Below are 20637 nucleotides of genomic sequence, written 5' to 3'. Positions count from 1 at the left end.
TCAATCCTTTCCTTCATGATGCGCAGCGAGCGCATCACCACAGAAAGGCTCCATACTCAATCCATGCCCTTATTCGCCAGTGATTATGCAGCCACCATTGCAGATTGTTACGCAGATCGGGTATAGGGAGGCATAACAAGCGCAAATTGCGTCATCAGATGGAGAGGTTCATGGCTTACACCCTGCAGCAGCTGAGCGACCTGGAAGATATCCGTACCCTGAAGCACCGCTATTTCCGGGGCATCGACACGGCGAATATCGAATTGCTGAGCGGCCTGTTCACCGAAGACCTTCGCGTGGATTATCGCGGCGGCACCTACCGGGTCCGTTTGCAGGGCCGCGACAACATGCTGGAATTCCTGGCCAACAGCTTTCATTCGGGCGCTGTCGCCATGCACCATGGCCATATGCCGGAGATCACTCTGACCGGCGAAGACAGCGCGGAGGGCCTCTGGTATCTGGAAGACATCTTCATCAATACCGAGATGCGCAGCCACACGATCGGCAGCGCCATCTATCGCGACATCTACCGGCGCGAAGGTGGCGTGTGGAAAATCGCCAGCACCGAATATGATCGCGTGTTCGAAATGATCCGGCCGCTCGCCGCTGACGCGCAAATCACATCCCATCATCTTGCAACGGCAGGCCGCAAGCCCGAAGAACGCAGCGACATCAGCCATCTGATCGAGTGGGAAGCCGCCTGACGCATCGGAAGTGGGGCGTATGAACGGACAAGAGATCGCTGACCGGCTCGCCATACATGAGCTGCTGGCCAGATATTGCCATGCGATCGATCAACACCGGTGGAACGACCTACGGCGTTATTCGCGGATGATGCGCAGGTCGATTTCACCGCGTTCGGCGGTCCGAAGGGTGATGCGGACATGCTCGTCGCCTTTCTACAGCCGGTGGTGGAGGGGCTGGCGGGCAGTTATCATTCCACCGCCAGCATCATATGCGACCTTGACGGAGACAGGGCGTCCGTCCGTTCAGCGGCGCATGTCGTCATGACAGCCAGGGGGCCGGACGGAAGCGAGCAGAACAATCATATCGGCCTCTGGTACGAGGACGAACTTACGCGCACTGCCGCCGGATGGCGTTTCGCCCGAAGAGTGCAGAAGCGGGCCTGGGTGGACGCCGCCGCGCCCTGATGATGATGCGCGGACGCAACAGCGGCTGCATTTTTGCAGCGGCCTGCTGGAGAATGGGAATGGCGGCGTTATAGTCGCTCGCAAAATAAAACGGTTTTTGGGGAGGAAACCATGCGCAAGACGCTTTATCCGATAGTATCACTCATCGCCCTTGCAGCACCGGGGCTGGCCCTGGCGCAGACCAGTGCGCCCGGAGCAGCCACTTCAGAGGGCAGCGACATCGTCGTCACCGCTCGCCGCCGCGAAGAGCGGCTGCAGGATGTGCCGATCGCGGTCAGCGCGGTCGATGCGTCTGCGCTCGACAGCCGCGGTCTCGACAATGTGACGCAGGTCAGCCAGATCGCGCCCAATATCCAGTTCACGCCGGGCCAGGGCGGCAACAGCGGCGGCATCGCGCCGTTCATTCGCGGCGTCGGTGAAAATGACTTCATCATCACGTCCGACCCGGCGGTGGGTGTCTATATTGACGGCGTCTATGTCGCGCGCACCTTTGGCGCGACGACCGAGTTGCTGGGCATTGACCGGATCGAAGTGCTGCGCGGACCGCAGGGCACGCTGTTCGGGAAAAACACCGTGGGCGGCGCTATCAACATCGTGTCGGCCATCCCGGGGCGCGACCAGAAGATCGAAGCCGACCTGCGTTATGGGTCGTTCAATACGGTGCGCGGGCGCGTTTATGCCGAAACGCCGCTGTCCGACACCTGGTCGTTGGGCGTCGCGGCGCTGGGCGAGTTCGGCGAGGGTTGGCAGAAGATCCCATCGGGCAAGAATCTGGGCAACCGCAATGTCGTCGCGGGCAAGGTGGCGCTGCATTATGACGGCGAGGGACTGGATGCCGTGCTGCAGGTCGATGGGCTGCACCGGCGGCAGCACAGCGCGCCGCACAGCATGATCGCCTTCACGCCGACCTTCTTTTCCATCCTGCAATCGACCTTCCTTGGTCCCTGCTGCACGGTGCCCGGCGACATAGACCGGACGGACAGCACGCCCGCGCTGAACAAGGACCAGACGGACGCGGTCAACGCATCGCTGACGTTGACCAAGGAACTTGGCGGCGCGACGCTGAAATCCATCACCGCTTACCGCTACGTCGATGCCCTTTTCGGGCGTGATGGCGACGCGTCGGCTACGATCAACTATGCGGGCGACATCCATGACGAACGCGCGAGGCAGATCAGCCAGGAACTGCAGCTTTCGCTCGACCTGGGCGGGCGCGGCACATTGCTGCTGGGAGCGTTCGCCTATCGCGAGAAGACGCGCGACAATACCAGGCTGATCGTGGCGGATGGGCTCTACCCGGCGCTGGTCGCGGCGGGGCTGGACCCCTTCCCCATCGCGCCCGGCTTCGCCATCCCGGCCTCCTCACTCGACTTCAACATCGACTTCCGCAACCGCCAGCGCACCGACAATCTCGCGATTTTCGCCAACGGCAACTATGAGCTGGTGGACGGCCTCTCGCTGGAACTGGGTGCGCGCTATACCTGGGAGCAGAAGAAGTTTTTCCAGTCGGCGATGCGCATTTATTCGGGCCAACCGCTGCTGGCGGGTACGCCGAGCTATACACTTGAAAAGAGCTGGGACGCCTTCACGCCTCGCGCGTCGCTTTCCTACAAGTTCCGGCCGAACCTGATGGCCTATGCCTCTTATTCGCGCGGCTTCCGGTCGGGCGGGTTCAACGGGCGGCCGACTTCGGTCGAGGAAATCGGCTCCTATGATCCGGAATATCTGACCGCTTATGAGGCGGGTCTGAAGGCCGGCTTCGGCGGCATCGCCACAATCAACCTCGCCGTGTTCCGCAACGAATATCGCGATCAGCAGATACTGGTCTCGACGGTCAGCCCGACCACCGGCCTGATCGTCGTTCGCAATGAGAATGCCGGCCGGTCGCGCATCCAGGGCATCGAGCTGGAAGGCGCGTTCAAGGTCTCGCCGCGCTTCACCGTGACGGGCGCGCTCGGCTTGCTCGACGCCAAATATCTGGACTATGTGTCGGTGATCAACGGCGTGCCGACGGACGTCAGCAACCGCAAGCTGAAGCAGGCGCCCGACATCACCGCCAATGCGAGCGCGGTTTATCAGGCGCCGCTGAGCGAAAATGTGGAGGCGGTCTTCCGGCTCGACGCCGCCTATAAGAGCCAGGTCTTTGTTGATGCGGAAAATACGCCGCTGCTGCGGCAGCCCGACCACGCCATCCTCAACGCGAGCGCCGAATTGCGCTTTGCGGACAGCGGTCTGTCGGTCCGGGCGGGGGTCGATAACATCACCGATCGCCGCATCATCACGGCGGGTTATGACGCTTCCACCAGCTTCGGCTTTACCGAAGCCTATTATTCGCCGCCGCGCCGTTACAGCATCACGCTGGCCCTGCGGCGCTGACCCGGGAGCAGAGCCGCGACGGCGCAACCCGCCGTCGCGGCCAAGGCGGATGATCTGATCGATGAGCGACGACACTGCCTTCGCCGACCTGCTCGAAACCCTCTATGGCGGACTGACCCGATCACCGCCCTGGGAAGATTTCCTGCGCGCGCTCGCGGCCGCAACCGATACAACCTTCGCCACGCTGCTCATCGGCCGCGGGCATGCCGGCATCGACGCACATGTGACGCCCGGCGCTGACCCGGAACGGACTCAGGAATATCAAAAAATATCGCAGGCCGACCCCTTTGTTGGCCTGCCCGAAGGACAGGTCGTGTCCTTCCGCGACTTTGTCAGCCATATCCCTGCGCGATTCCGCGACTGGTTGAATGTGGCGCATAGTGTGGAGATATTGGGCGTCGACCTTCACCGGCCGCCCGATGTCGCCGTCCGCCTGCGCCTGACGCGGGATGATGATCAGGGCGAGTTTGGCGATACCGAACGGGCGGTACTCACCCGCCTGATCCCGCATCTGCGCATCGCGTTGGACTTGCACGCCCGCCTCACCACCACTCAGGCGGAAAGTCAGCTGTTCAGCAGCGCCATGGCGGGCCTGGCTGTCGCCACGCTGATCCTGGACCGTGAAGGCCGTATCCTGCGGCGTAATGCGGTCGCCATGAGGATGCTGGAGGAAGCCGATGTCGTGGCAGAGCAGAGCGGAAAGCTGCAACCCCGGACGGGGTCCGCCGCCGCCACGATCAACCGCATTCTCGCGTCTCCCCCACCAGCGGGCGAGGAGATATTGTTCGAAGTCGCCAAGGGCGACGGGCAGCCGCTCCATGCCCGCGCCCGCGCGGTTCCTTCCTCGGCCTATGGGGATGGAGCATGGCTCGCCCTGTTCATCGCCGATCCGAGCAGGCCGGGAGGGCTGTCCGAAGAAACGCTGCGCGAACGATTTCAGCTAACTCGCGCCGAGGCGGGGCTGGCGCTCCTTCTGGCACAGGGCGCATCGCTCACCGACGCGGCGGTTGCGCTCGACATCGCCTATAATACTGCCCGATCCCACCTGCGCGCCATATTCGCGAAGACCGGCACCCATCGCCAGGTCCAGCTCATCACATTGCTTAGGGCTGCCGGCAGCGAATATGAAATCTGATCCATTTGGATGATGCGGCCACCTGGCGCCGAGCATAGCCTTGCTCCACGACAAGAAAATTGTGGAGAAGATGATGAAATTCTCGATCATTTACGAAGCGCAGATGGCCGATACGTCGCGCGCGAATGAACAGCAGGTATTCCGCGACATCGTCGAACAGTCCATCTACGCCGAGGAAATGGGCTTCGACACGATCTGGGCGGTCGAACATACCGCGCTGACCCAATATGCCCATATGTCGGCGCCAGAAACCTTCCTGGCCTATCTCGCCGGCCGCACCTCGCGCATCGGCATCGGCCATGGCGTGGTCTGCCTGCCGCCCGCGATGAACCATCCCGTAAAGGTCGCCGAACGTATCGCAACGCTCGACATCCTGTCCAACGGCCGCGTGCACTTCGGCATGGGCAAGGGCGGAACGCAGCAGGAAGCCGGCACCTTCGGCTATAATCTCGAAGACCTGCCGCCGATGATTGACGAGTCCATGTATCTGATCCCCAAGATCTTGAAGCATGGCGAGATCGAACATGACGGCCAGTTCGTTAAGATCCCCTTCCGTCCCATCCACCCGAGCCCGATGCAGGACCCGCATCCGCCGATCTACATGGCCTGCACCCGCGCCGACACGCTGGTCACCGCCGGTTCGCGCGGCATCGGTGCGCTGGTTTTGGGCTTTGCGGGGCCTGAGGATATTGCGAAGAAGAACGCCATTTATCGCGAGGCTTTCGCCAACCGGAAAGCTGAAGATCAGGTCGGTTACCGTCCGACCCAGCATCTTGCCGCGCTCTGCCCTGCGGTCGTGCTGGAAGATCGCGAAAAGGCCCGCCGCATCGGCCTGCGCGGACAGCGTTTCTTCGTTGAATCGCTCGGTCACTGGTATTCGGGCGGCCCCGCCCCCGACGTCGAGGACCTGGACGCCAGCGAAAGCCTGGCCGCGCTGCAACGCCACAAGGAAGAGACCGTAGCCTGGCTGTCGGAAGAAAAGATCGCCGTTGGCGGCCATCATACCGAAAGCTTCGAAGTGGTCGATGACGCCTATGGCACGCCGGAGGACTGCATCCGGCAGATCAAGCGCCTTCAGGATGCCGGCGCCGACGAAATCCTTTTCATGTTCCAGATGGGCGGCATTCCGCATGACGTAATCATGGAAACGATCCGCAACATCGGTGAGAAGGTGATCCCCTACTTTCGCGAACAGACGACGCTGGCGGCGGAGTAAGTAGGACGAACCGGGCGGAGAGAGTCTCTCCGCCCGTCAGGCCGCGGCGTAAAGTTTCAGCATCGACTGCATCAGGAGCGCCGCGCGCTCATGCGGTTGATCCCCGCGATGCGCGCGCGACGGCGCTTCGACCGCGATCAGCGCATGCTCAGGCAGCAAGGGAAGAAGCGACCTGAGGTCGAATTCCCCCTGCCCCGGCAATTGCCGGTCGAAGACAGCTTCGTTCACCCTATCATGCGGTGCTGCGAGTGGTCCGTCGTTCAACTGAACGTGGCGGATGCGTTCTGGTGGCAGTGCGGCGACGTCGTCCCAGTTGCCGCCGCTGCGGATGACGTGCAGCGTATCGATGCACAGGCCCACCTCCGGACCCAATGCCTGCGCGAAGCCCAGCGCCTGAGCGGGTGAGCGGATCGCGGAAAGCGGATAGGCTTCGATGATGGCGGGAACCTGCGTTCTCCGACAGATATCCGCCATCCGCCCCAGCGACTCCCGCAGCCGCGCATGATCCTCGTCCACGCCCAGGATATTGACAGTGCCGCCAAGCTCGGCCGTCAGTTCAGCGCTGCGTTCCAGCAGAAGCCAGTCAGGGTCAGCGTCGAGCATGAAGGGTTCGACGATCCCGACCTTCAAGCCCGTTTCACGTAAGGCAGCGACCACCGCCTTCCGCGCAGCCTTATCCATGACAAGATCATGCGTCGGGCTGATCGGAATGGGTGTGACGAACAGGCTGACGGCGGCGAAGCCCGCATGGGCCGCCGCATCGATCACCGTCAGCGCATCCAGATCGACAAGCGACAGATGATCGAGGCAGAAGGCGGCCGCAACGGACGTCATGGCCGGCGACCCGCTGCGAACCTTACAGCATCAGGCGTGAACGCCCCCATCGACACGCACGATTGCGCCATTCATGTGCCCTCCATCCTCACTCGCCAACATGGCGATGACGCCCGCGATCTTGTCCGGGACGGCAAAACCGTTGATCGGGCTGAGATGATTATACAACTCCCAATCGGCGCCTTCCACCATGGCGGTTTGCACGCTGCTCGCCAGCGGGGTTTCGATGCCGCCAGGAGCCACCGCATTCACCCGTACGCCCCGCTTCACATATTCCCAGGCGAGGCTTTGCGTATAGGCGGATACGGCGCCCTTGCTGGCGGCGTATCCCGTCAGGAAGGGGTGGCCGAAATGGCTTGAGGTGGACGCGGCGTTGACGATGTTGCCGCCGGTCTTTTCCAGATGCGGCAAGGCTTCGCGGCACATGAGGAATGTGCTGCCCAGGTTGACCGCGATGATGGACATGAAGGCATCATAATCTGTCGAGGCGGCGTGGCTCGACCGGATGATCCCGGCCATGTTGACCAGGACGTCCAGTTGGCCCGCCTCCTCGACCCATTGGGCGACGATGGAACGGGCCGTCGCTTCATCAGCGACGGAGCCGGCGCGGGTGGCGATGCCGGGCTGTTCCTGTCGGAGCGTGTCCAACCCCTTTTCATCCAGATCGACCGCCAGCACTCGCCCGCCTTCTGCTGCGAGGCGGAGCGCAGTCGCGCGGCCTATGCCCGACGCGCCGCCGGTGACGATAATCGACTTGCCTGCAAACCGGCGGCCCAGGTCCATCGACGCTCCCCTCAGGCCACGATCGCAGGATGCGGAATACGGGGGTCGCCCAGCATTGCACGGTAGGAGGGTGGCGTACGGCCGCCCGCTTCGGTGATGCCGTAGCGCTGCGCGATTTCCGCCGTGATCAGCGTCTGACCGTTCAGCTCGTCGCGGTTCGGATCATCATGGATCGCCGCAATCACGCGGCCGTTGAACTCCGGCGTTTCCGCGTCGGCCATGAACTTCTCATATTGCTCAGGATGCTCCGACAGCGTGCGTGCGCTGCGTTCGGTGAGCAGAGGTCCCATCCAGAGCGCGATGGCGGTAACGCCAGTGCCGCGGAAATCCACACCCATGTCGGCGGCGAACTTGTCCACGCCCGCCTTCTGCGCCCCATAGGCTGCGCCGTGCATGTAGCAGACGGAACCGAAGGAAGAAGTGAAGGCGATGAGGCCGCTTCCGGCGGGAACCATCATGCGCGCCGCATGCCAGCTTGCCAAATAATGGGAGCGCAGGCCCACATTCAGAATGTCGGCAAGGCCTGTCGATTTTTCCCAGAAGGGACCGGGCTTCACCAGATCATCGTTCAAGGCGGCGACGTTGTTGACCAATATGTCGAGCCGGCCGCTTTCCTCGCGCACCCGGTCGAACAGCGCAGCGACCGCACCGTCATCGGCATGGTCCACCTGAACCGCGCGGCCTTCTCCTCCCGCCTTATCCACCTGGGCAGCGGTTGCGCCGATGGTGCCGGGCAGTTCCGCATCGCCTTCGCGGATGGACCGGCCGGTGACATAGACGCGGTAGCCCTTTTCGCCCAGCGCAACTGCGATGCCGCGGCCTGCACCACGGCTGGCACCGGTAACGATGGCTACCGGACGTTCACTTCTCTCCATATCTTTTTCTCCTTCAGGCGGCCTGTGTGGAGTTACGCTTGTCGAGCGTCACATGCAGGCCGTTGGTGCGCTTGTGCAGGTCGGGGGTCTTGTCGCGGGGGTTGTAGAACTGCTTGTACCAGGTGCGGACCTTGCCATAGGGGCCATCGCTCGGGATCACGAGCGGGTTGAGGCAGGCCTTCTTGTTCTGCCAGATCTCCACGTCCTGGGCGAAGGCGAGGCGGCTGCCTTCCTGATATTGCAGCGCTGCTTCGCGCAGGTCATCGGTGACGGGCGCGCTGCCGTCATTCACCTGCACCATCAGGCCGTGCCAGACGCGGATCTTGCCATCCTCGATCGGCGTGTGGGTGATGAGGATGAAGCTGTTGAACGTCCCCTCCATCTCCGACTGCAGGATGGACGGGCCGGTGTACCAGGTGTCGAGCGTCAGCACGTCATCCGGATTGGTCACCAGCGTGCGGTGCCCGGCGGCATAATATTGATGGACGATGTGGTCCTTGAACTCGTTGGCGAAATAGACAAAGTCCTTCGCCCCATGGATGGGCACGAAATGGCCAAAGTCGGCCATATTGTCCACGACCTCGATCGGGTGGATGTCAAGATCGCCCATATAGTCGATCTTCCAGTTGACCCAGCCCGGCGCATCATAATGGCCGCCAAAGTCAGGCAGGTCGAAATTGGGTTCCAGGCCCTCGGGATCATGCCAGATCCACACCGTCCCTGCGCGTTCCACCACCGGGAAGGTTTTGAGCTTCGCCGCCTTGGGCACGAAGTCGGAATAGGGGATGTTCTTGCACGCGCCGTCCGGCCCGAACTGCCAGCCATGGAAGGGGCAGCGGATCGAATCGCCCTCGATCTGCTCGCCGTCGCGCACGATATAGCTCGTCGTGTTCTTCGCCAGATGCGCGCCCATGTGCGGGCAATAGGCCTCCGTCACATAGACCTTGCCGCTCTCGCCACGGTACATCACCATGTCCTGGCCCAGATAACGCATCGCCTTGGGCACATTCGTCGCTTCCGCGCTCTCGCCCACCATGAACCAGCCACGGGGAAACTCAAATTCTCCCAGACGATAGTCCGACGATTTGGCCATGCTATAATCCTCTCGCTGCCAGACCGATTAGCATCAAGCGCGGCGAGTCACCAGCCTGCACCAATCGTCCGAACCTTCAAATCTGCATCCTACTACGCAAAACGACAGACAAAGTGCAAGTTCATATGTTAAATGCGCGGTGTCTCCCTATTATCACCGCTTCAGCATGAGGTAGCCTAATGACCGAGCCAGCCGCTCAAGCGGTCCTCCCCAGCCAGGCGCAAATGCGAGCCACGCTTCAAGCCTATGCCGACAGGATCAATCAAGGAGACCGCGACGGTGTGCTAGCGCTGTTCGCGCCGGGGGCGGTGATCGAGGACCCCGTCGGTTCGCCGCCGAAAAGCGGAGATGACCTCCCTGCGTGGTTCAGCGATACCGTCGCTTTCAAGACGAAGATCCGGCCCGTCGCACCGATCCGGGGGTCGCACGCCAACGCCGCCGTGCTGGTATTCGACGTCACATTCCAGCCGCCCGAAGGCCCGCGCCTGCTGATCCGCTCGCTCGACGTGTGCACATTCGATGCCGAAGGGCGGATCACCAGTTTGAAAGCCTATTGGGGACCCGAAGACGTGGAACCGGCGTCGGATTGACGCAAAAGAAAAGGGCGCCGGAATGCGGCGCCCCTTCCATTTCTGCCGGTCAGGTCAGGCCGCGACCATCTCGCGCGGCGCTTCGACCGGATATTCGGCCGGACCACCATAGTCATAGGCGTCGTTCAGCGCCTTGATGAAGGCGGGGTCGTTCAGCGGATCGGTCGGCGTTTCGATCTGGATACCACGCGAGCGGACATCCTTGATCAGCGTGTCGAACACCTGATCGTAGGTCAGATTGTCCGAACCATCCATGTTCTTCTTCAGTTCGGCATAGTCTTCGAAGACTTCCGCCGACCAGTGAACGAGGAAGCGCAGATCGTCGGTGTGATAGCGCTCGATGACCTGATCGCCGGTCTTGACCAGCCAGCCGTCGGGGTTGCCCGGTTCGCCGCTGAACAGCGAGTCGAAGCCGAGGCCCTTCGGGTTCTGGCGCTCCAGCGGACCATTGGCCTCGCCACGATGCACCAGCATTTCATTCTGCACGAGTACGCCGCGGTTATAGACCGGCGGCTGCAGACGGGCGGGCTTTTCCAGCGGACCCTTGGGCCAGTAGGTGAAGCCGCTGTTGGGATCATGGCTGAACCAGGTGATGACCTGCGCCATCTTGATCAGATAGTCCTGGAACAGGCCCGAACGGCCCATGATCGAGCACAACCAGGTCGGCGAGTTTTCATAGCGCACACCGCGGAAGCTGGGCGAATCCAGATGGCCCGGATCCTTGTTGCCGCACGGGCCGTTCACATTGAACAGCATCATCTGCGGCTTGGCATAATCTGCATTCCAATAGGACTTCGCATATTCCAGGAAGGTCGGATTGTAGAAGGTGTCCTGGATTTCCGGGAACATGCAGGTCGAATAATTGGCGTAGAAGCCGCGGAAGGTCGGCGTCAGGAACATGTCCAACGTCGGTTCGAACCCTTCGGGGAAACCGCCAGCAAAAGTGGCGATCAGCGCCTCGGCATTCGGGAAATGCTGCGCGATGATCAGCTTCCAGGCGCCGCTGTGCACCACATCCAGCAAACGGCGGCGCTGATCTTCGGTGTAAACATTGTGCAGCTCGCGCGGGGGCGAAACCGGCTGCAGAATATTGGACAGATGGCGCTTCTGCGCATCGGTAAGCATGACTTCCTTACTCCTCTCACGGGCGAGCGACTCGTGCCGCCCACAGGGCAGCAGCGCTATCGACCATGGAAAGTTATCAATCTATAACTTTCCGGTCAATCCCGTTCGATTAGTTCGGCCGATCCGCTGCCTTAAAGTCGTTCTGCCGGACGCAACGCTAGTCTCCACCACAGCGCTATGGTTCGTGGTTTATCTCCGCCTATTTGACTTCGTTCATCTCGCCAGCTTGCTTCGTACGAAACTATTCCGTACAAGAAACTGAACGGATGGAGTGGATGAGCAATGCGAAAACGGTCAGCGCTGAATGTTCGAGCGGGATTCCTGGCCCTCATGCTGGGCAGCACAGCGCCGGTCGCCGCGCAGACCGTGCTGCCACGTACGCCCGAGCCGTTTGCGGGAAAGATCGGCGAGACTTATGCCGATTCTACTCCCGCCTTCCCCAAGCCCGTCACTGCTCCTGCCGGGGCGCCCAATGTGCTGCTGATCCTCACCGATGATGTGGGCTTTGGCGCGGCGTCAACCTTTGGCGGGCCGATCCCAACGCCTAACCTCGATCGGCTGGCGGCACGCGGCCTTGTCTATAACCGCTTTCACACCACGGCCATGTGTTCGCCCACGCGCGCATCGCTGCTGACCGGACGCAACCATCATGCGGTGGGCAATGCCGTGGTCAGCGATATCGCGACGGGCTATCCCGGCTATTGGTCGATGATCCCGCGCAGCGCGGCGACCGTCGCCGAGGTGCTTCGCCAGAATGGCTACAACACCGCGATGTTCGGGAAACATCATAATGTCCCGGCGCAGCAGGGCTCCATCGCCGGTCCATTCGACCAATGGCCGACGGGCCTCGGCTTCGAACAATTTTACGGGTTCCTGGGCGGCGATACGGAGCAATGGACCCCCAAACTCTATCGCGGCAATGCGCCCGCCGAACAGAAATATGACAAGGACCCGACCTATATCCTCGACCGGGACCTCGCGGACGAGGCGATAGGCTATATCCACGCGCAGAAGGCGGCCGCGCCCGAAAAGCCCTTCTTCCTCTATTACGCCCCCGGCACCGCGCACGCGCCGCATCAGGCGCCAGCCGACTGGATCGCGAAGTTCAAGGGCCAGTTCGACAAGGGCTGGGACGCGGTGCGCGCAGAAACATTGAAGCGCCAGATCGCGATGAAGATCGCCCCGGCCGGCACAAAGGCGACACCGCGCATCAAGGATATTCCCGCCTGGGACAGCCTGAACCCAGATCAGAAGCGCGTCTATGCGCGAATGATGGAAGTCTATGCAGGCATGCTCGCCTATCAGGATGCGCAGATCGGCCGCCTGCTGGACGAGCTGGATCGCATGGGCGAGAGCGGCAAGACGCTGGTCATGTTTATCGAGGGCGACAACGGCGCTTCATCCGAGGGCGGGATGCAGGGCAGCACCAATGAACTGGGCACCTTCGCCAATGGTGCGACGGAGGACATGGCCTGGCTGAATAGCATGATCGACAAGTTCGGCGGCAAGGACAGTTACGGCCATTTCCCGGTGGGCTGGGCGTGGGCGACCAACGGCCCCTTCCCTTGGATGAAGCAGATCGCCTCTCATCTGGGCGGCACCCGCAACGGCATGGTCGTTTCATGGCCCGACCATATCAAGGCGCGCGGCATCCGATCGCAGTTCACCCATGTGAACGACGTGATGCCGACCATTTTGGAAGCGGCCGGGATTCAGGCGCCGGAGAGCGTCAACGGCGTCGCGCAACAGCGGATCGATGGCGTCAGCTTCGCCTACAGCTTCGACGCGCCCAAAGCTCCAGAGCGGCACGACACCCAATATTTCGAGATGATCGGCACCCGCGCCATCTATCACAAGGGCTGGATGGCCAGCACCACGCCTGTGCGCATGCCGTGGAAGATGGGGTCGTTCGACACCTCCCCTATGGATTATGATTGGGAACTCTATGATCTGGACAAGGATTTCGCGCAGTCCCGCAATCTGGCGGCGCGCTATCCGGAGAAGTTGAAGGAACTTCAGGCGCTCTGGACCGCGGAGGCGCAGAAGAACAACGTCTTCCCGCTGGACGGCCGCCAGACGCTCGACCGCTCCTCCGCTTCGAAAATCGCCTTCATGCCGCGCCGCAAGAACTTCACCTATTGGGGCAAGGGCATCAGCGTCGCCGAAGGCGCGGCTCCGATGATCCGTGGACGCTCCTTCGAGATTGTCGCCGATGTCGAGATACCGTCGGGCGGCGGCAACGGCCCGCTGATCGCGCAGGGCAGCAAGTTTGGCGGCTGGAGCTTCTACCTGAAGGATGGGAAGCCCGCCGCCCATATGGCGCTGACGCAGCAGCCAAGCCACCAATGGGACGTCGTGGCCGCTGCGCCGGTGGCAGCGGGTCCGGCCCGGATCAGCTATGCGTTCGACTATGACGGCGGTGGCTTCGGCCGCGGCGGAATGATGCGCATCAGCGTCAATGGGAGCGAAGTCGCACGCGGGCGCATTGACCGTACATTCCTGATCCCTGCCGGGCTCGGCGAAACCTTCGACGTTGGGGACGACACCGGGGCAACGGTGATCGATTATCCGAACGGCCATTCATTCGACGGAGACATCCGGAAGACCGAGGTATTGCTGAAATGAGAAAAATGCTTGCCGCAGCTCTGCTCGCGAGCGCGTCCCCGCTTGCCGCGCAAACGGTTTTGCCGGCCCCGGCAGCCCCGTTTGCCGGTAAGATCGGTCAGACTTATGCCGATTCAACACCCGCCTTTCCCAAGCCTGTTACCGCTCCCGCAGGAGCGCCCAATGTGCTGTTGATCCTGACCGACGATGTGGGTTTTGGCGCGGCGTCCACCTTTGGGGGACCGATTCCGACGCCCAATCTGGATCGGCTGGCGGCGCGTGGCTTGGTGTATAACCGGTTCCACACCACGGCCATGTGTTCGCCGACGCGCGCGTCGCTGCTGACCGGGCGCAATCATCATGCGGTTGGCAATGGCATCGTCGCCAATCTGTCGACGGGCTTCCCCGGCTATACCAACATATTGCCGAAGAGCGCCGCGACGGTGGCGGAGGTGCTGCGTCAGAATGGCTATAATACGGCGATGGTGGGCAAGCACCATAATGCGCCGGAAGCTGATGTCTCGCCTGCGGGACCGTTCGACATGTGGCCGACGGGCCTTGGCTTCGAACATTTCTACGGGTTCATGTCGGCCGAGACCAATCAGTTCACGCCTGCGCTTTATCGTGACACCAGCTCCATACCCACGCTGAAGGAAGGAGTGCTCGACAAAGCTCTGGCCGACGAGGCGATCCAGTGGATCCATAATCAGAAGGCATCAGCGCCGGACAAGCCGTTCTTCCTCTATTATGCAACCGGGTCGGCGCACGCCCCGCTCCAGGCCCCGGCGGACTGGATTGCGAAGTTCAAGGGCCAGTTCGACAAGGGATGGGATGCGGTGCGCGCTGACACAGTTGGCCGCCAGAAGCGGCTCGGCATCATTCCCGCCAACACCAAGGATACGGCCCGGCCTGAAGGCCTGATGGCGTGGAGCGAACTCACTCCGGACCAGCGCCGGATCAATGCGCGGTTCATGGAAGTCTATGCGGCGATGCTCGCCTATCAGGATGCGCAGATCGGCCGGGTCCTCGACGAACTCGACCGCATGGGCGAGAGCGGTAATACGCTGGTGATGTTCATCGAAGGCGACAATGGTTCCGCCGCCGAAGGGGGAGCAAATGGCAGCTCCAACCCCATGTCCGCCTTCGCCAATGCGATGCAGGAGGATGACAGGCTGCTACTGGCCAATCTCGACAAGATCGGTGGCCCCGACGCGGTAGGCAATTGGGGCTATGGCTGGGCCTGGGCGACGAACGCGCCCTTCCCCTGGTTCAAGCAATATGCCTCTCACCTGGGCGGTACGCGCAATGGATTGGTCGTATCCTGGCCCGATCATATCAAGGCGCGCGGCATCCGGTCGCAATTCACCCATGTGACCGATGTGATGCCGACCATATTGGAAGCGGCTGGCCTGAAGGCTCCAGACAGCGTCAATGGCGTCGCGCAGCAGCGGATCGATGGGGTCAGTTTCGCCTACAGCTTCGATGCCCCCAAAGCCCCTGAGCGGCACGAGACGCAATATTTCGAGATGATGGGCAACCATGCCATCTATCATCAGGGCTGGCTGGCCAGCACCACGCCGATCAATCTGCCATGGAAGCGCGGCGACGGCTCTGTCCTGCCGAGCCAATATAAGTGGGAATTGTACGATCTGCGGAAGGACTTCTCGCAGGCGCATGATCTGGCGGGAACGCAGTCTGCGAGGTTGAAGGAGATGCAGGCGCTCTTTCGGAAGGAAGCGGAGCAGAACCAGGTTCTGCCGCTTGACGACCGGATGACGCTGGCCCGCTTCCAGGCGGCGGAGAGCCAACGGCCGCATCGTTCGACCTACAGCTATTGGGGTGCTGGTATCAGCATTCCGTCCGTCAGCGCCGCTCCGCTATTAGCGCGGAGTTTCCGCATCACTGCGGACATCGACATGCCGAAGGAGCCTGCGACCGGGGTGCTGGTCGCGCTCGGCGGCAAGTTTGGCGGATGGAGCTTCTATCTGAAGGACGGCCGTCCGGTGGCCCTGATCGCGGCATCACAACTGCCGGGCGACCAATCGCAGGTCGCTGCGGCGCAACCGCTCGCGGCTGGGCAGAACCGGTTGGTGTTCGACTTCCGCTATGATGGCGGCGCGAATGCCGGGGGCGAGATGATCATCAGCGCCAATGGCAACATGGTCGCACAGGGGCGGGTCGCGCGGACCATCTCGAAGCTGCCGGAAATGAGCGACACGCTCGATATCGGCTTCGACGCCGACACGCCGGTAACATCCGATTATGTTGCAGGCGGTCGCTTCCCCGGGCAGATCAAGAAGGTTGATATAGTGGTGGGAAAGCCGGGGGCCGCCGGTACGGCGCCCTGAGCGGACCTGTTCCAATGCCTGCGGCCTTCATGCCGCAGGCATTGCATGCACTTTTCGGCTTTGCCCGTTGACGTCTCGCCTCATACGGCCACTAAGATGAATTTGCATGGTCGAAATTACCTCTCTACCCATCCCCACCGAGCGTGACAGCAGGGCGCAAATCCTGAATGCGGCGGGCGAAGTCTTTCTAGCCGAGGGCTTCGAGCGAGCGAGCGTCGACAGGATTGCCGCCGTCGCGCATATGAGCAAGCAGAGCATATATGAGCTTTACCCCAGCAAGCTCGCCCTGTTCGAAGCTGCCGTCCGGAGCAAATTGAGTGGCGCATGGCTCAACCTCACCACCATCGATAGTGACGCGAATGCGGAAGACACGCTGACACGCTATGCGATGCGCCTTTTCGAAGGCTTTGCCGAGCCGGTGAATTTCGGCCTGTTCCGGGCCAATATCGCAGCGGCCAACCATGTTCCGGAACTGGCGGCGGAATTGCACGAAAAGCGCCTGGCCTCTTCCGAGCCCCTCGCCCGCTATCTCCAGAAGCTGATCGATGACGGCACGATCATCGCCTGCGACCCGCTCGCCATGGCCATTCGTTTCGGCGGCACTGCGGTGGAGGGCGCGCGCTATTTTCTGGGCATGCAACTGCCTGGCAAGGCTGCGCAACGACAGATTGTCGACAAGGCTGTGCACCTGTTTCTGGACGGCTACCGCAGCGTGGAAGACGGCGGCGGGGAACAGGCCCCATTTCCGTTGATCGAGCCGCCAGTTCGGGAAGGCGTTACCGCATTGCGGCTTTCCGCAGAAAAGCTGTTCGCGCTGTTGGATGCGGCCACATCCGAATTTCTGGAACATGGCTATCGGCGTGCCAGCATCGACAGGATCGCGGCAGCGGTGCAGGTCAGCAAGGCAACCATATACCGCCAGTTCGGTAACAAGGAAAATCTGCTGCGCTACATCATCCAGCGCGACATTTACGAAGCAAGCCGGAAGCCGTTCGAGTCAGTCGCTGCCAGTAGCGACCCTGAGGCTGCGCTCGTCGCCCTAGCCCGAGAGGCGCTGGACCGGCATCTGGAAACGGCCAGCATCCGAATGCACCGGCTGCTCGTCGTGGAAGCTGATTTCATCCCCGATCTCGCCCGGCTCTTTTATGAAGGGCGAGTGCGTTGCCTGGGGACGGCGCTGGAAAGTCAATTGGAAACGCTTGGCCTACCCCGGCCGAGCCAGTCTGCTACCCGCATCTTCTACACGCTGGCGACCTTTGCCGTGCGGTTCTTCACTGCCATGACTGCGCCCGCGGAAGAAGACCGGGATGTTTACGCGAGAGAGTGCGCATTCCTGTTTCTGCACGGGCTGCGAGCGCGCAAGGATCGTTGACGGGTGAAGGGGTGGGCGGGCCCACCCCGTCGCTTCAATTGGAATAGATCTTGATATCCTTGACGATCATGTCGCCCGACCCGTCGGCATAATCGCCGGTTGTTTTCACTGCCACATCCATGATCGGATACCAGCGAAAGCCCGCGAAGGGATTGACCGCCTGGTAGGTTTCCTTGCCGTCGATGAACCAGGTTATGTAATCGGGCTGGATATCGACAGCAAAGCTGTGGAAGCCCTTGGTGAACCCGCCGATGCCGTAAACCTCTTCGGTGTTCATGAATATCCCTTGCTGAAAAGTGCGCGTGATGTTGGCACCTCCATGCAAGGTGTTGGCGGTGTAACGATCGAAATCCCACCAGCTTTCGAAACCGAAGCCTTCGTAAATATCTATCTCCGGCGGCCAACCAGCTGTCGAAATCAGCCAGAAGGCGGGCCAGGAACCGCGCCGGTCAGGCATTTTGGCGGTGAACTCATATTGACCATAGCCGATCTGGACAGGCTTGGTGTTATGACCGCTGAGGACGACGGATCCATAATTATAGGCCACGCCATCCCACTCCAGCGGCTGTTTCAGCTTCTGGCTGTGCATGACGAGCCCTTCGTCAGTGTAACGCAGGGGGGCCTCTATCCCCGCGTCACGATACAACCAGCCGTCGAGATAAATTCCGGTTTCCTGATTGCCGGGCTGCGCCCTGCCGTTCGGCAGCTTGGTCGACCAAGCTTTGTCATGACCTGCATCGGACCATTTCAGCGTATCCCGGCTCATCCGCCATTGAAGCGTTCCGCTCGGCGTGAAGCTTCGCGGCTCCCGGCCCGCTGTCTGCGCAGGCGTGGGCTCCTTCTGAAAATCGCACTGCACATAGGCGCGATCGGTGCCCATCTTCCCGCCCCAAGGCGCCTCTACGAACCTGACGATGAAGTCGGCCTGAGGCACCCCGAGGATGATCGGCACTTCAACGGTCTTGGTGAGCGGATCGCCCGGCCGAAAGATGACGGATTTATAGATGGGCTGGTAGTTCACGCCCGCGACGCCGCGCACCAATCCCGTGCCATCTTCTGTCATGACCCTGGCGATGACGGTATTCGGCGTCGGGCGGTCCAGGGAGATCGGGACATAAGCTACCGTGGCGGCAGGCCGGTAGGTGGCGGGACCAACGGACGCGGTGGCCTGATCCGGATAGCGGGTGCCGCCTGCGAAATCGAAATTGGCGAAGTCGCCTGAGCCTTCCGACGAGGGGGATGAAGCAACAGCAGCGTCGGAACTGGCGAACTGCTGAATGGATGCGGATTCTATTGCGGAGCGCAGGAAATCCGACGTGCCGAACTCGGCAACAGCAGTTGATGTTGCCGGCGGCGAGGTGGGTTTATCGGGATCAGAAAAGCTGGCGTTCGAGGTCAAGCCCCAAGCGCTGACACAAACCAGAAAGAAGCAGACGAACAGAGCGCCCGCAAGCGAGCGCGAGATCGATGATTTTGTCATGATGCAACCCCTGTTGTTTTCTGTGGCAGGCTAATTGGCTTTAGGCTTTCTCCTTCCATGCTCAGAGCGCTACCCGCGACGCGTTCCACTGCGACGTGAGTCTAACACATTGATTATGTTGTATTTTGCACAACCGAAACGACCTTTTTTCTTCTCCTCGTCGGCTTCGCGGCACGTTTCGCCGCGACTGCTCGGCAGCCGGTGCGGACGCCGGCTCTATGAAGAGGCGGCGATGGCGATCGGGATGCGAGGCGTTCACCGACGTGCGGACGCCTTTTGCGTCACACAGGAAGGATAATGGCACGGGATCGACAGAAGAAAGGCTGGCACCCGGGCCTGAGCGATGGCACCTTCCCCGCATCAAAATAGGAAGAGGATGCGCCGCGATGGCTGACGCGCTCAGAGAAGCAAGGGACATGAATGAGGCCGAGGCGCGTGCGGCGCAGAGGCTGCTTTCGGGGCAATCCTGGGACGATTTCTGCGACGTCCTGAAGGTCGCGGGTCGGATGATCGACCGTTTCGGCGACGATCCTTCCGACCTGGACCGAGCGGAATGGTATCGTTTCCTCACTCGCCTCGCCCGGTCAGGTTTCGAGCGGCTGATCGAAAATGCCGAACCGACCCGGCCTCGGCTGCGCGACATGGTGTGGCGGCAGTCGATCAACGTGCAGACGGTCGATCAGGACCATCTGATGTGCCAGTTCGACGAGGCGCGCGATTATCGCATCATCGGCAAACGCGGCACGATTCCTTATTTCGTTTTAGCGCTGCTGACAGCGCCCGCGCCGGAGGATGCGGGTGCGCGCGACTGGGCGCCGCTGGGGGTCGATGGCCTCAAGCAATTCGACCCTGCCAACCTCAAGACCACCGGCTTTCTGGGGAGTCAGCAGCTTCACATCGAAGACGATGGGACGTTCGAGATCATCCTGTCGCAAAAGGATCCGGGCGAAGGCAAGAACTGGCTGAAGCTGCAGCCTGACACGAATTGCATCCTCATCCGCCTGGTCTGGAGCGACCGCGAAAAGGAAATCGCGCCTGATATGCGCATCGAGCGGCTGGACGGCGCAGCGCCGGAGCCGGTCACGCCCGCGCTGATGGCCAACAACCTGGCTTGGGCAGCCCAGAATGTTCTGGGCTATGCCGAACTGGTCCGCAACTGGTGGAACGGCACGCAGGGCAATTTCGCCGCGAAGCTCAACCGATTGGACTACAGCCGCGCTCAATATCTGTCGAACGGCGGCGTGCCTGACCGCCATGTTGCCTTTGGCGGGTGGGAAAAGCGGCTGGACGAAGCGCTGGTGCTGGAATTTGTGCCGCCCAACTGCGAATATTGGAACTTCCAGATCTGCAACATCTGGCAGGAAAATCTCGACACGTTCGAAGACGGCAATGGATGGGTGAATAATTACCGCTTCGCCGCCGAGCCGGACGGACGCGTGCGCATCATCATCGCCGAGCATGATCCGGGCCTGGGCGGCAATTGGGTGAATTCCTACGCGCATGAAAAAGGCATCTGGGGTCTGCGGCTGGTGCGAACCGAAAGCACCGCGGCGGTTAACCTGTGGCGCCTGCCTCTGGCGCAGTTGGAGGTTGAAGGACTGACGGCACTCAAGCCGGAGGCTGCGACCGCCACCGGCCAGTTCGTGGACTGACCC

At 61.6% G+C, this 20637-nt stretch carries 16 protein-coding genes and 1 pseudogene; 11 read left to right on the top strand and 6 right to left on the bottom strand.

What is annotated here, in order from left to right:
- The first annotated feature begins 170 nt into the window (after positions 1-170).
- The 6 genes and pseudogenes from ACZ5Y5_RS18405 (at position 171) to ACZ5Y5_RS18380 (ending at position 5878) form a co-directional block, all read left to right on the top strand.
- Complete coding sequence (locus tag ACZ5Y5_RS18405; protein ID WP_464810865.1) at positions 171-704, top strand: nuclear transport factor 2 family protein; 534 nt, start codon at positions 171-173, stop codon at positions 702-704.
- Between the two features lie 19 nt (positions 705-723).
- Positions 724-780, top strand: a pseudogene (locus ACZ5Y5_RS18400) (hypothetical protein); the annotation flags it as partial.
- A gap of 23 nt (positions 781-803) precedes the next feature.
- Positions 804-1151: a nuclear transport factor 2 family protein gene (locus ACZ5Y5_RS18395; protein WP_464810864.1), complete on the top strand. Its 348-nt coding sequence runs from the start codon at positions 804-806 to the stop codon at positions 1149-1151.
- A gap of 111 nt (positions 1152-1262) precedes the next feature.
- A complete protein-coding gene (locus tag ACZ5Y5_RS18390; protein ID WP_464810863.1) occupies positions 1263-3527 on the top strand; it encodes a TonB-dependent receptor in 2265 nt (754 codons plus the stop codon).
- A 61-nt stretch (positions 3528-3588) separates the two neighbouring features.
- On the top strand, positions 3589-4662 hold the full coding sequence (locus tag ACZ5Y5_RS18385) for a helix-turn-helix transcriptional regulator (RefSeq protein WP_464810862.1): 1074 nt from the start codon (positions 3589-3591) through the stop codon (positions 4660-4662).
- A gap of 73 nt (positions 4663-4735) precedes the next feature.
- On the top strand, positions 4736-5878 hold the full coding sequence (locus ACZ5Y5_RS18380) for an LLM class flavin-dependent oxidoreductase (protein WP_464810861.1): 1143 nt from the start codon (positions 4736-4738) through the stop codon (positions 5876-5878).
- Positions 5879-5914: 36 nt separating this feature from the next.
- Here ACZ5Y5_RS18380 and ACZ5Y5_RS18375 read toward each other — a convergent pair whose 3' ends face one another.
- The 4 genes from ACZ5Y5_RS18375 to ACZ5Y5_RS18360 are packed head-to-tail and all read right to left on the bottom strand — an operon-like array spanning position 5915 to position 9463.
- The gene (locus ACZ5Y5_RS18375) at positions 5915-6712 is read right to left on the bottom strand and encodes a sugar phosphate isomerase/epimerase family protein (protein WP_464810860.1); all 798 of its coding nucleotides are present in this window, start codon (positions 6710-6712) and stop codon (positions 5915-5917) included.
- 30 nt (positions 6713-6742) lie between these two features.
- The gene (locus ACZ5Y5_RS18370) at positions 6743-7495 is read right to left on the bottom strand and encodes an SDR family NAD(P)-dependent oxidoreductase (RefSeq protein ID WP_464810859.1); all 753 of its coding nucleotides are present in this window, start codon (positions 7493-7495) and stop codon (positions 6743-6745) included.
- An 11-nt stretch (positions 7496-7506) separates the two neighbouring features.
- Positions 7507-8370 (bottom strand): SDR family NAD(P)-dependent oxidoreductase, encoded by an 864-nt coding sequence (locus tag ACZ5Y5_RS18365; RefSeq protein ID WP_464810858.1) that lies wholly within the window; start codon positions 8368-8370, stop codon positions 7507-7509.
- Between the two features lie 13 nt (positions 8371-8383).
- Positions 8384-9463: a Rieske 2Fe-2S domain-containing protein gene (locus tag ACZ5Y5_RS18360; RefSeq protein ID WP_464810823.1), complete on the bottom strand. Its 1080-nt coding sequence runs from the start codon at positions 9461-9463 to the stop codon at positions 8384-8386.
- Positions 9464-9642: 179 nt separating this feature from the next.
- Here ACZ5Y5_RS18360 and ACZ5Y5_RS18355 point away from each other — a divergent pair, with 179 nt between their 5' ends.
- Positions 9643-10053: a nuclear transport factor 2 family protein gene (locus ACZ5Y5_RS18355; RefSeq protein WP_464810857.1), complete on the top strand. Its 411-nt coding sequence runs from the start codon at positions 9643-9645 to the stop codon at positions 10051-10053.
- Positions 10054-10107: 54 nt separating this feature from the next.
- Here ACZ5Y5_RS18355 and ACZ5Y5_RS18350 read toward each other — a convergent pair whose 3' ends face one another.
- Positions 10108-11178 (bottom strand): hypothetical protein, encoded by a 1071-nt coding sequence (locus ACZ5Y5_RS18350; RefSeq protein ID WP_464810856.1) that lies wholly within the window; start codon positions 11176-11178, stop codon positions 10108-10110.
- A gap of 282 nt (positions 11179-11460) precedes the next feature.
- Between ACZ5Y5_RS18350 and ACZ5Y5_RS18345 the strand changes: the two genes are divergently transcribed.
- The 3 genes from ACZ5Y5_RS18345 (at position 11461) to ACZ5Y5_RS18335 (ending at position 17502) form a co-directional block, all read left to right on the top strand.
- Positions 11461-13803, top strand: a complete 2343-nt coding sequence (locus ACZ5Y5_RS18345; RefSeq protein ID WP_464810855.1) for an arylsulfatase — start codon at positions 11461-11463, stop codon at positions 13801-13803.
- Positions 13804-13808: 5 nt separating this feature from the next.
- The gene (locus ACZ5Y5_RS18340; protein WP_464810854.1) at positions 13809-16130 is read left to right on the top strand and encodes an arylsulfatase; all 2322 of its coding nucleotides are present in this window, start codon (positions 13809-13811) and stop codon (positions 16128-16130) included.
- A 106-nt stretch (positions 16131-16236) separates the two neighbouring features.
- Positions 16237-17502, top strand: a complete 1266-nt coding sequence (locus tag ACZ5Y5_RS18335; protein WP_464810853.1) for a TetR/AcrR family transcriptional regulator — start codon at positions 16237-16239, stop codon at positions 17500-17502.
- A 34-nt stretch (positions 17503-17536) separates the two neighbouring features.
- On the opposite strand, the gene ACZ5Y5_RS18330 is transcribed toward ACZ5Y5_RS18335, so the two are convergent.
- Complete coding sequence (locus ACZ5Y5_RS18330) at positions 17537-18982, bottom strand: family 16 glycosylhydrolase (protein ID WP_464810852.1); 1446 nt, start codon at positions 18980-18982, stop codon at positions 17537-17539.
- Between the two features lie 386 nt (positions 18983-19368).
- On the opposite strand from ACZ5Y5_RS18330, the gene ACZ5Y5_RS18325 reads away from it, so the two are divergent.
- A complete protein-coding gene (locus ACZ5Y5_RS18325; RefSeq protein ID WP_464810851.1) occupies positions 19369-20634 on the top strand; it encodes a DUF1214 domain-containing protein in 1266 nt (421 codons plus the stop codon).
- Positions 20635-20637 lie beyond the last annotated feature (3 nt).

The organism is Sphingobium sp. TomTYG65 (assembly GCF_055395525.1).
The sequence above is the reverse complement of the archived record's forward strand: the minus strand, read 5'-3'. Positions and strand labels throughout refer to the sequence as shown.

Coding starts and splice junctions, on each gene's coding strand:
- ACZ5Y5_RS18405 (WP_464810865.1), top strand. CDS start 171: ATGGCTTACACCCTGCAGCAGCTGAGCGACCTGGAAGATATCCGTACC.
- ACZ5Y5_RS18390 (WP_464810863.1), top strand. CDS start 1,263: ATGCGCAAGACGCTTTATCCGATAGTATCACTCATCGCCCTTGCAGCA.
- ACZ5Y5_RS18385 (WP_464810862.1), top strand. CDS start 3,589: ATGAGCGACGACACTGCCTTCGCCGACCTGCTCGAAACCCTCTATGGC.
- ACZ5Y5_RS18380 (WP_464810861.1), top strand. CDS start 4,736: ATGAAATTCTCGATCATTTACGAAGCGCAGATGGCCGATACGTCGCGC.
- ACZ5Y5_RS18375 (WP_464810860.1), bottom strand. CDS start 6,712: ATGACGTCCGTTGCGGCCGCCTTCTGCCTCGATCATCTGTCGCTTGTC.
- ACZ5Y5_RS18370 (WP_464810859.1), bottom strand. CDS start 7,495: ATGGACCTGGGCCGCCGGTTTGCAGGCAAGTCGATTATCGTCACCGGC.
- ACZ5Y5_RS18365 (WP_464810858.1), bottom strand. CDS start 8,370: ATGGAGAGAAGTGAACGTCCGGTAGCCATCGTTACCGGTGCCAGCCGT.
- ACZ5Y5_RS18360 (WP_464810823.1), bottom strand. CDS start 9,463: ATGGCCAAATCGTCGGACTATCGTCTGGGAGAATTTGAGTTTCCCCGT.
- ACZ5Y5_RS18355 (WP_464810857.1), top strand. CDS start 9,643: ATGACCGAGCCAGCCGCTCAAGCGGTCCTCCCCAGCCAGGCGCAAATG.
- ACZ5Y5_RS18350 (WP_464810856.1), bottom strand. CDS start 11,178: ATGCTTACCGATGCGCAGAAGCGCCATCTGTCCAATATTCTGCAGCCG.
- ACZ5Y5_RS18345 (WP_464810855.1), top strand. CDS start 11,461: ATGCGAAAACGGTCAGCGCTGAATGTTCGAGCGGGATTCCTGGCCCTC.
- ACZ5Y5_RS18340 (WP_464810854.1), top strand. CDS start 13,809: ATGCTTGCCGCAGCTCTGCTCGCGAGCGCGTCCCCGCTTGCCGCGCAA.
- ACZ5Y5_RS18335 (WP_464810853.1), top strand. CDS start 16,237: ATGGTCGAAATTACCTCTCTACCCATCCCCACCGAGCGTGACAGCAGG.
- ACZ5Y5_RS18330 (WP_464810852.1), bottom strand. CDS start 18,982: ATGACAAAATCATCGATCTCGCGCTCGCTTGCGGGCGCTCTGTTCGTC.
- ACZ5Y5_RS18325 (WP_464810851.1), top strand. CDS start 19,369: ATGGCTGACGCGCTCAGAGAAGCAAGGGACATGAATGAGGCCGAGGCG.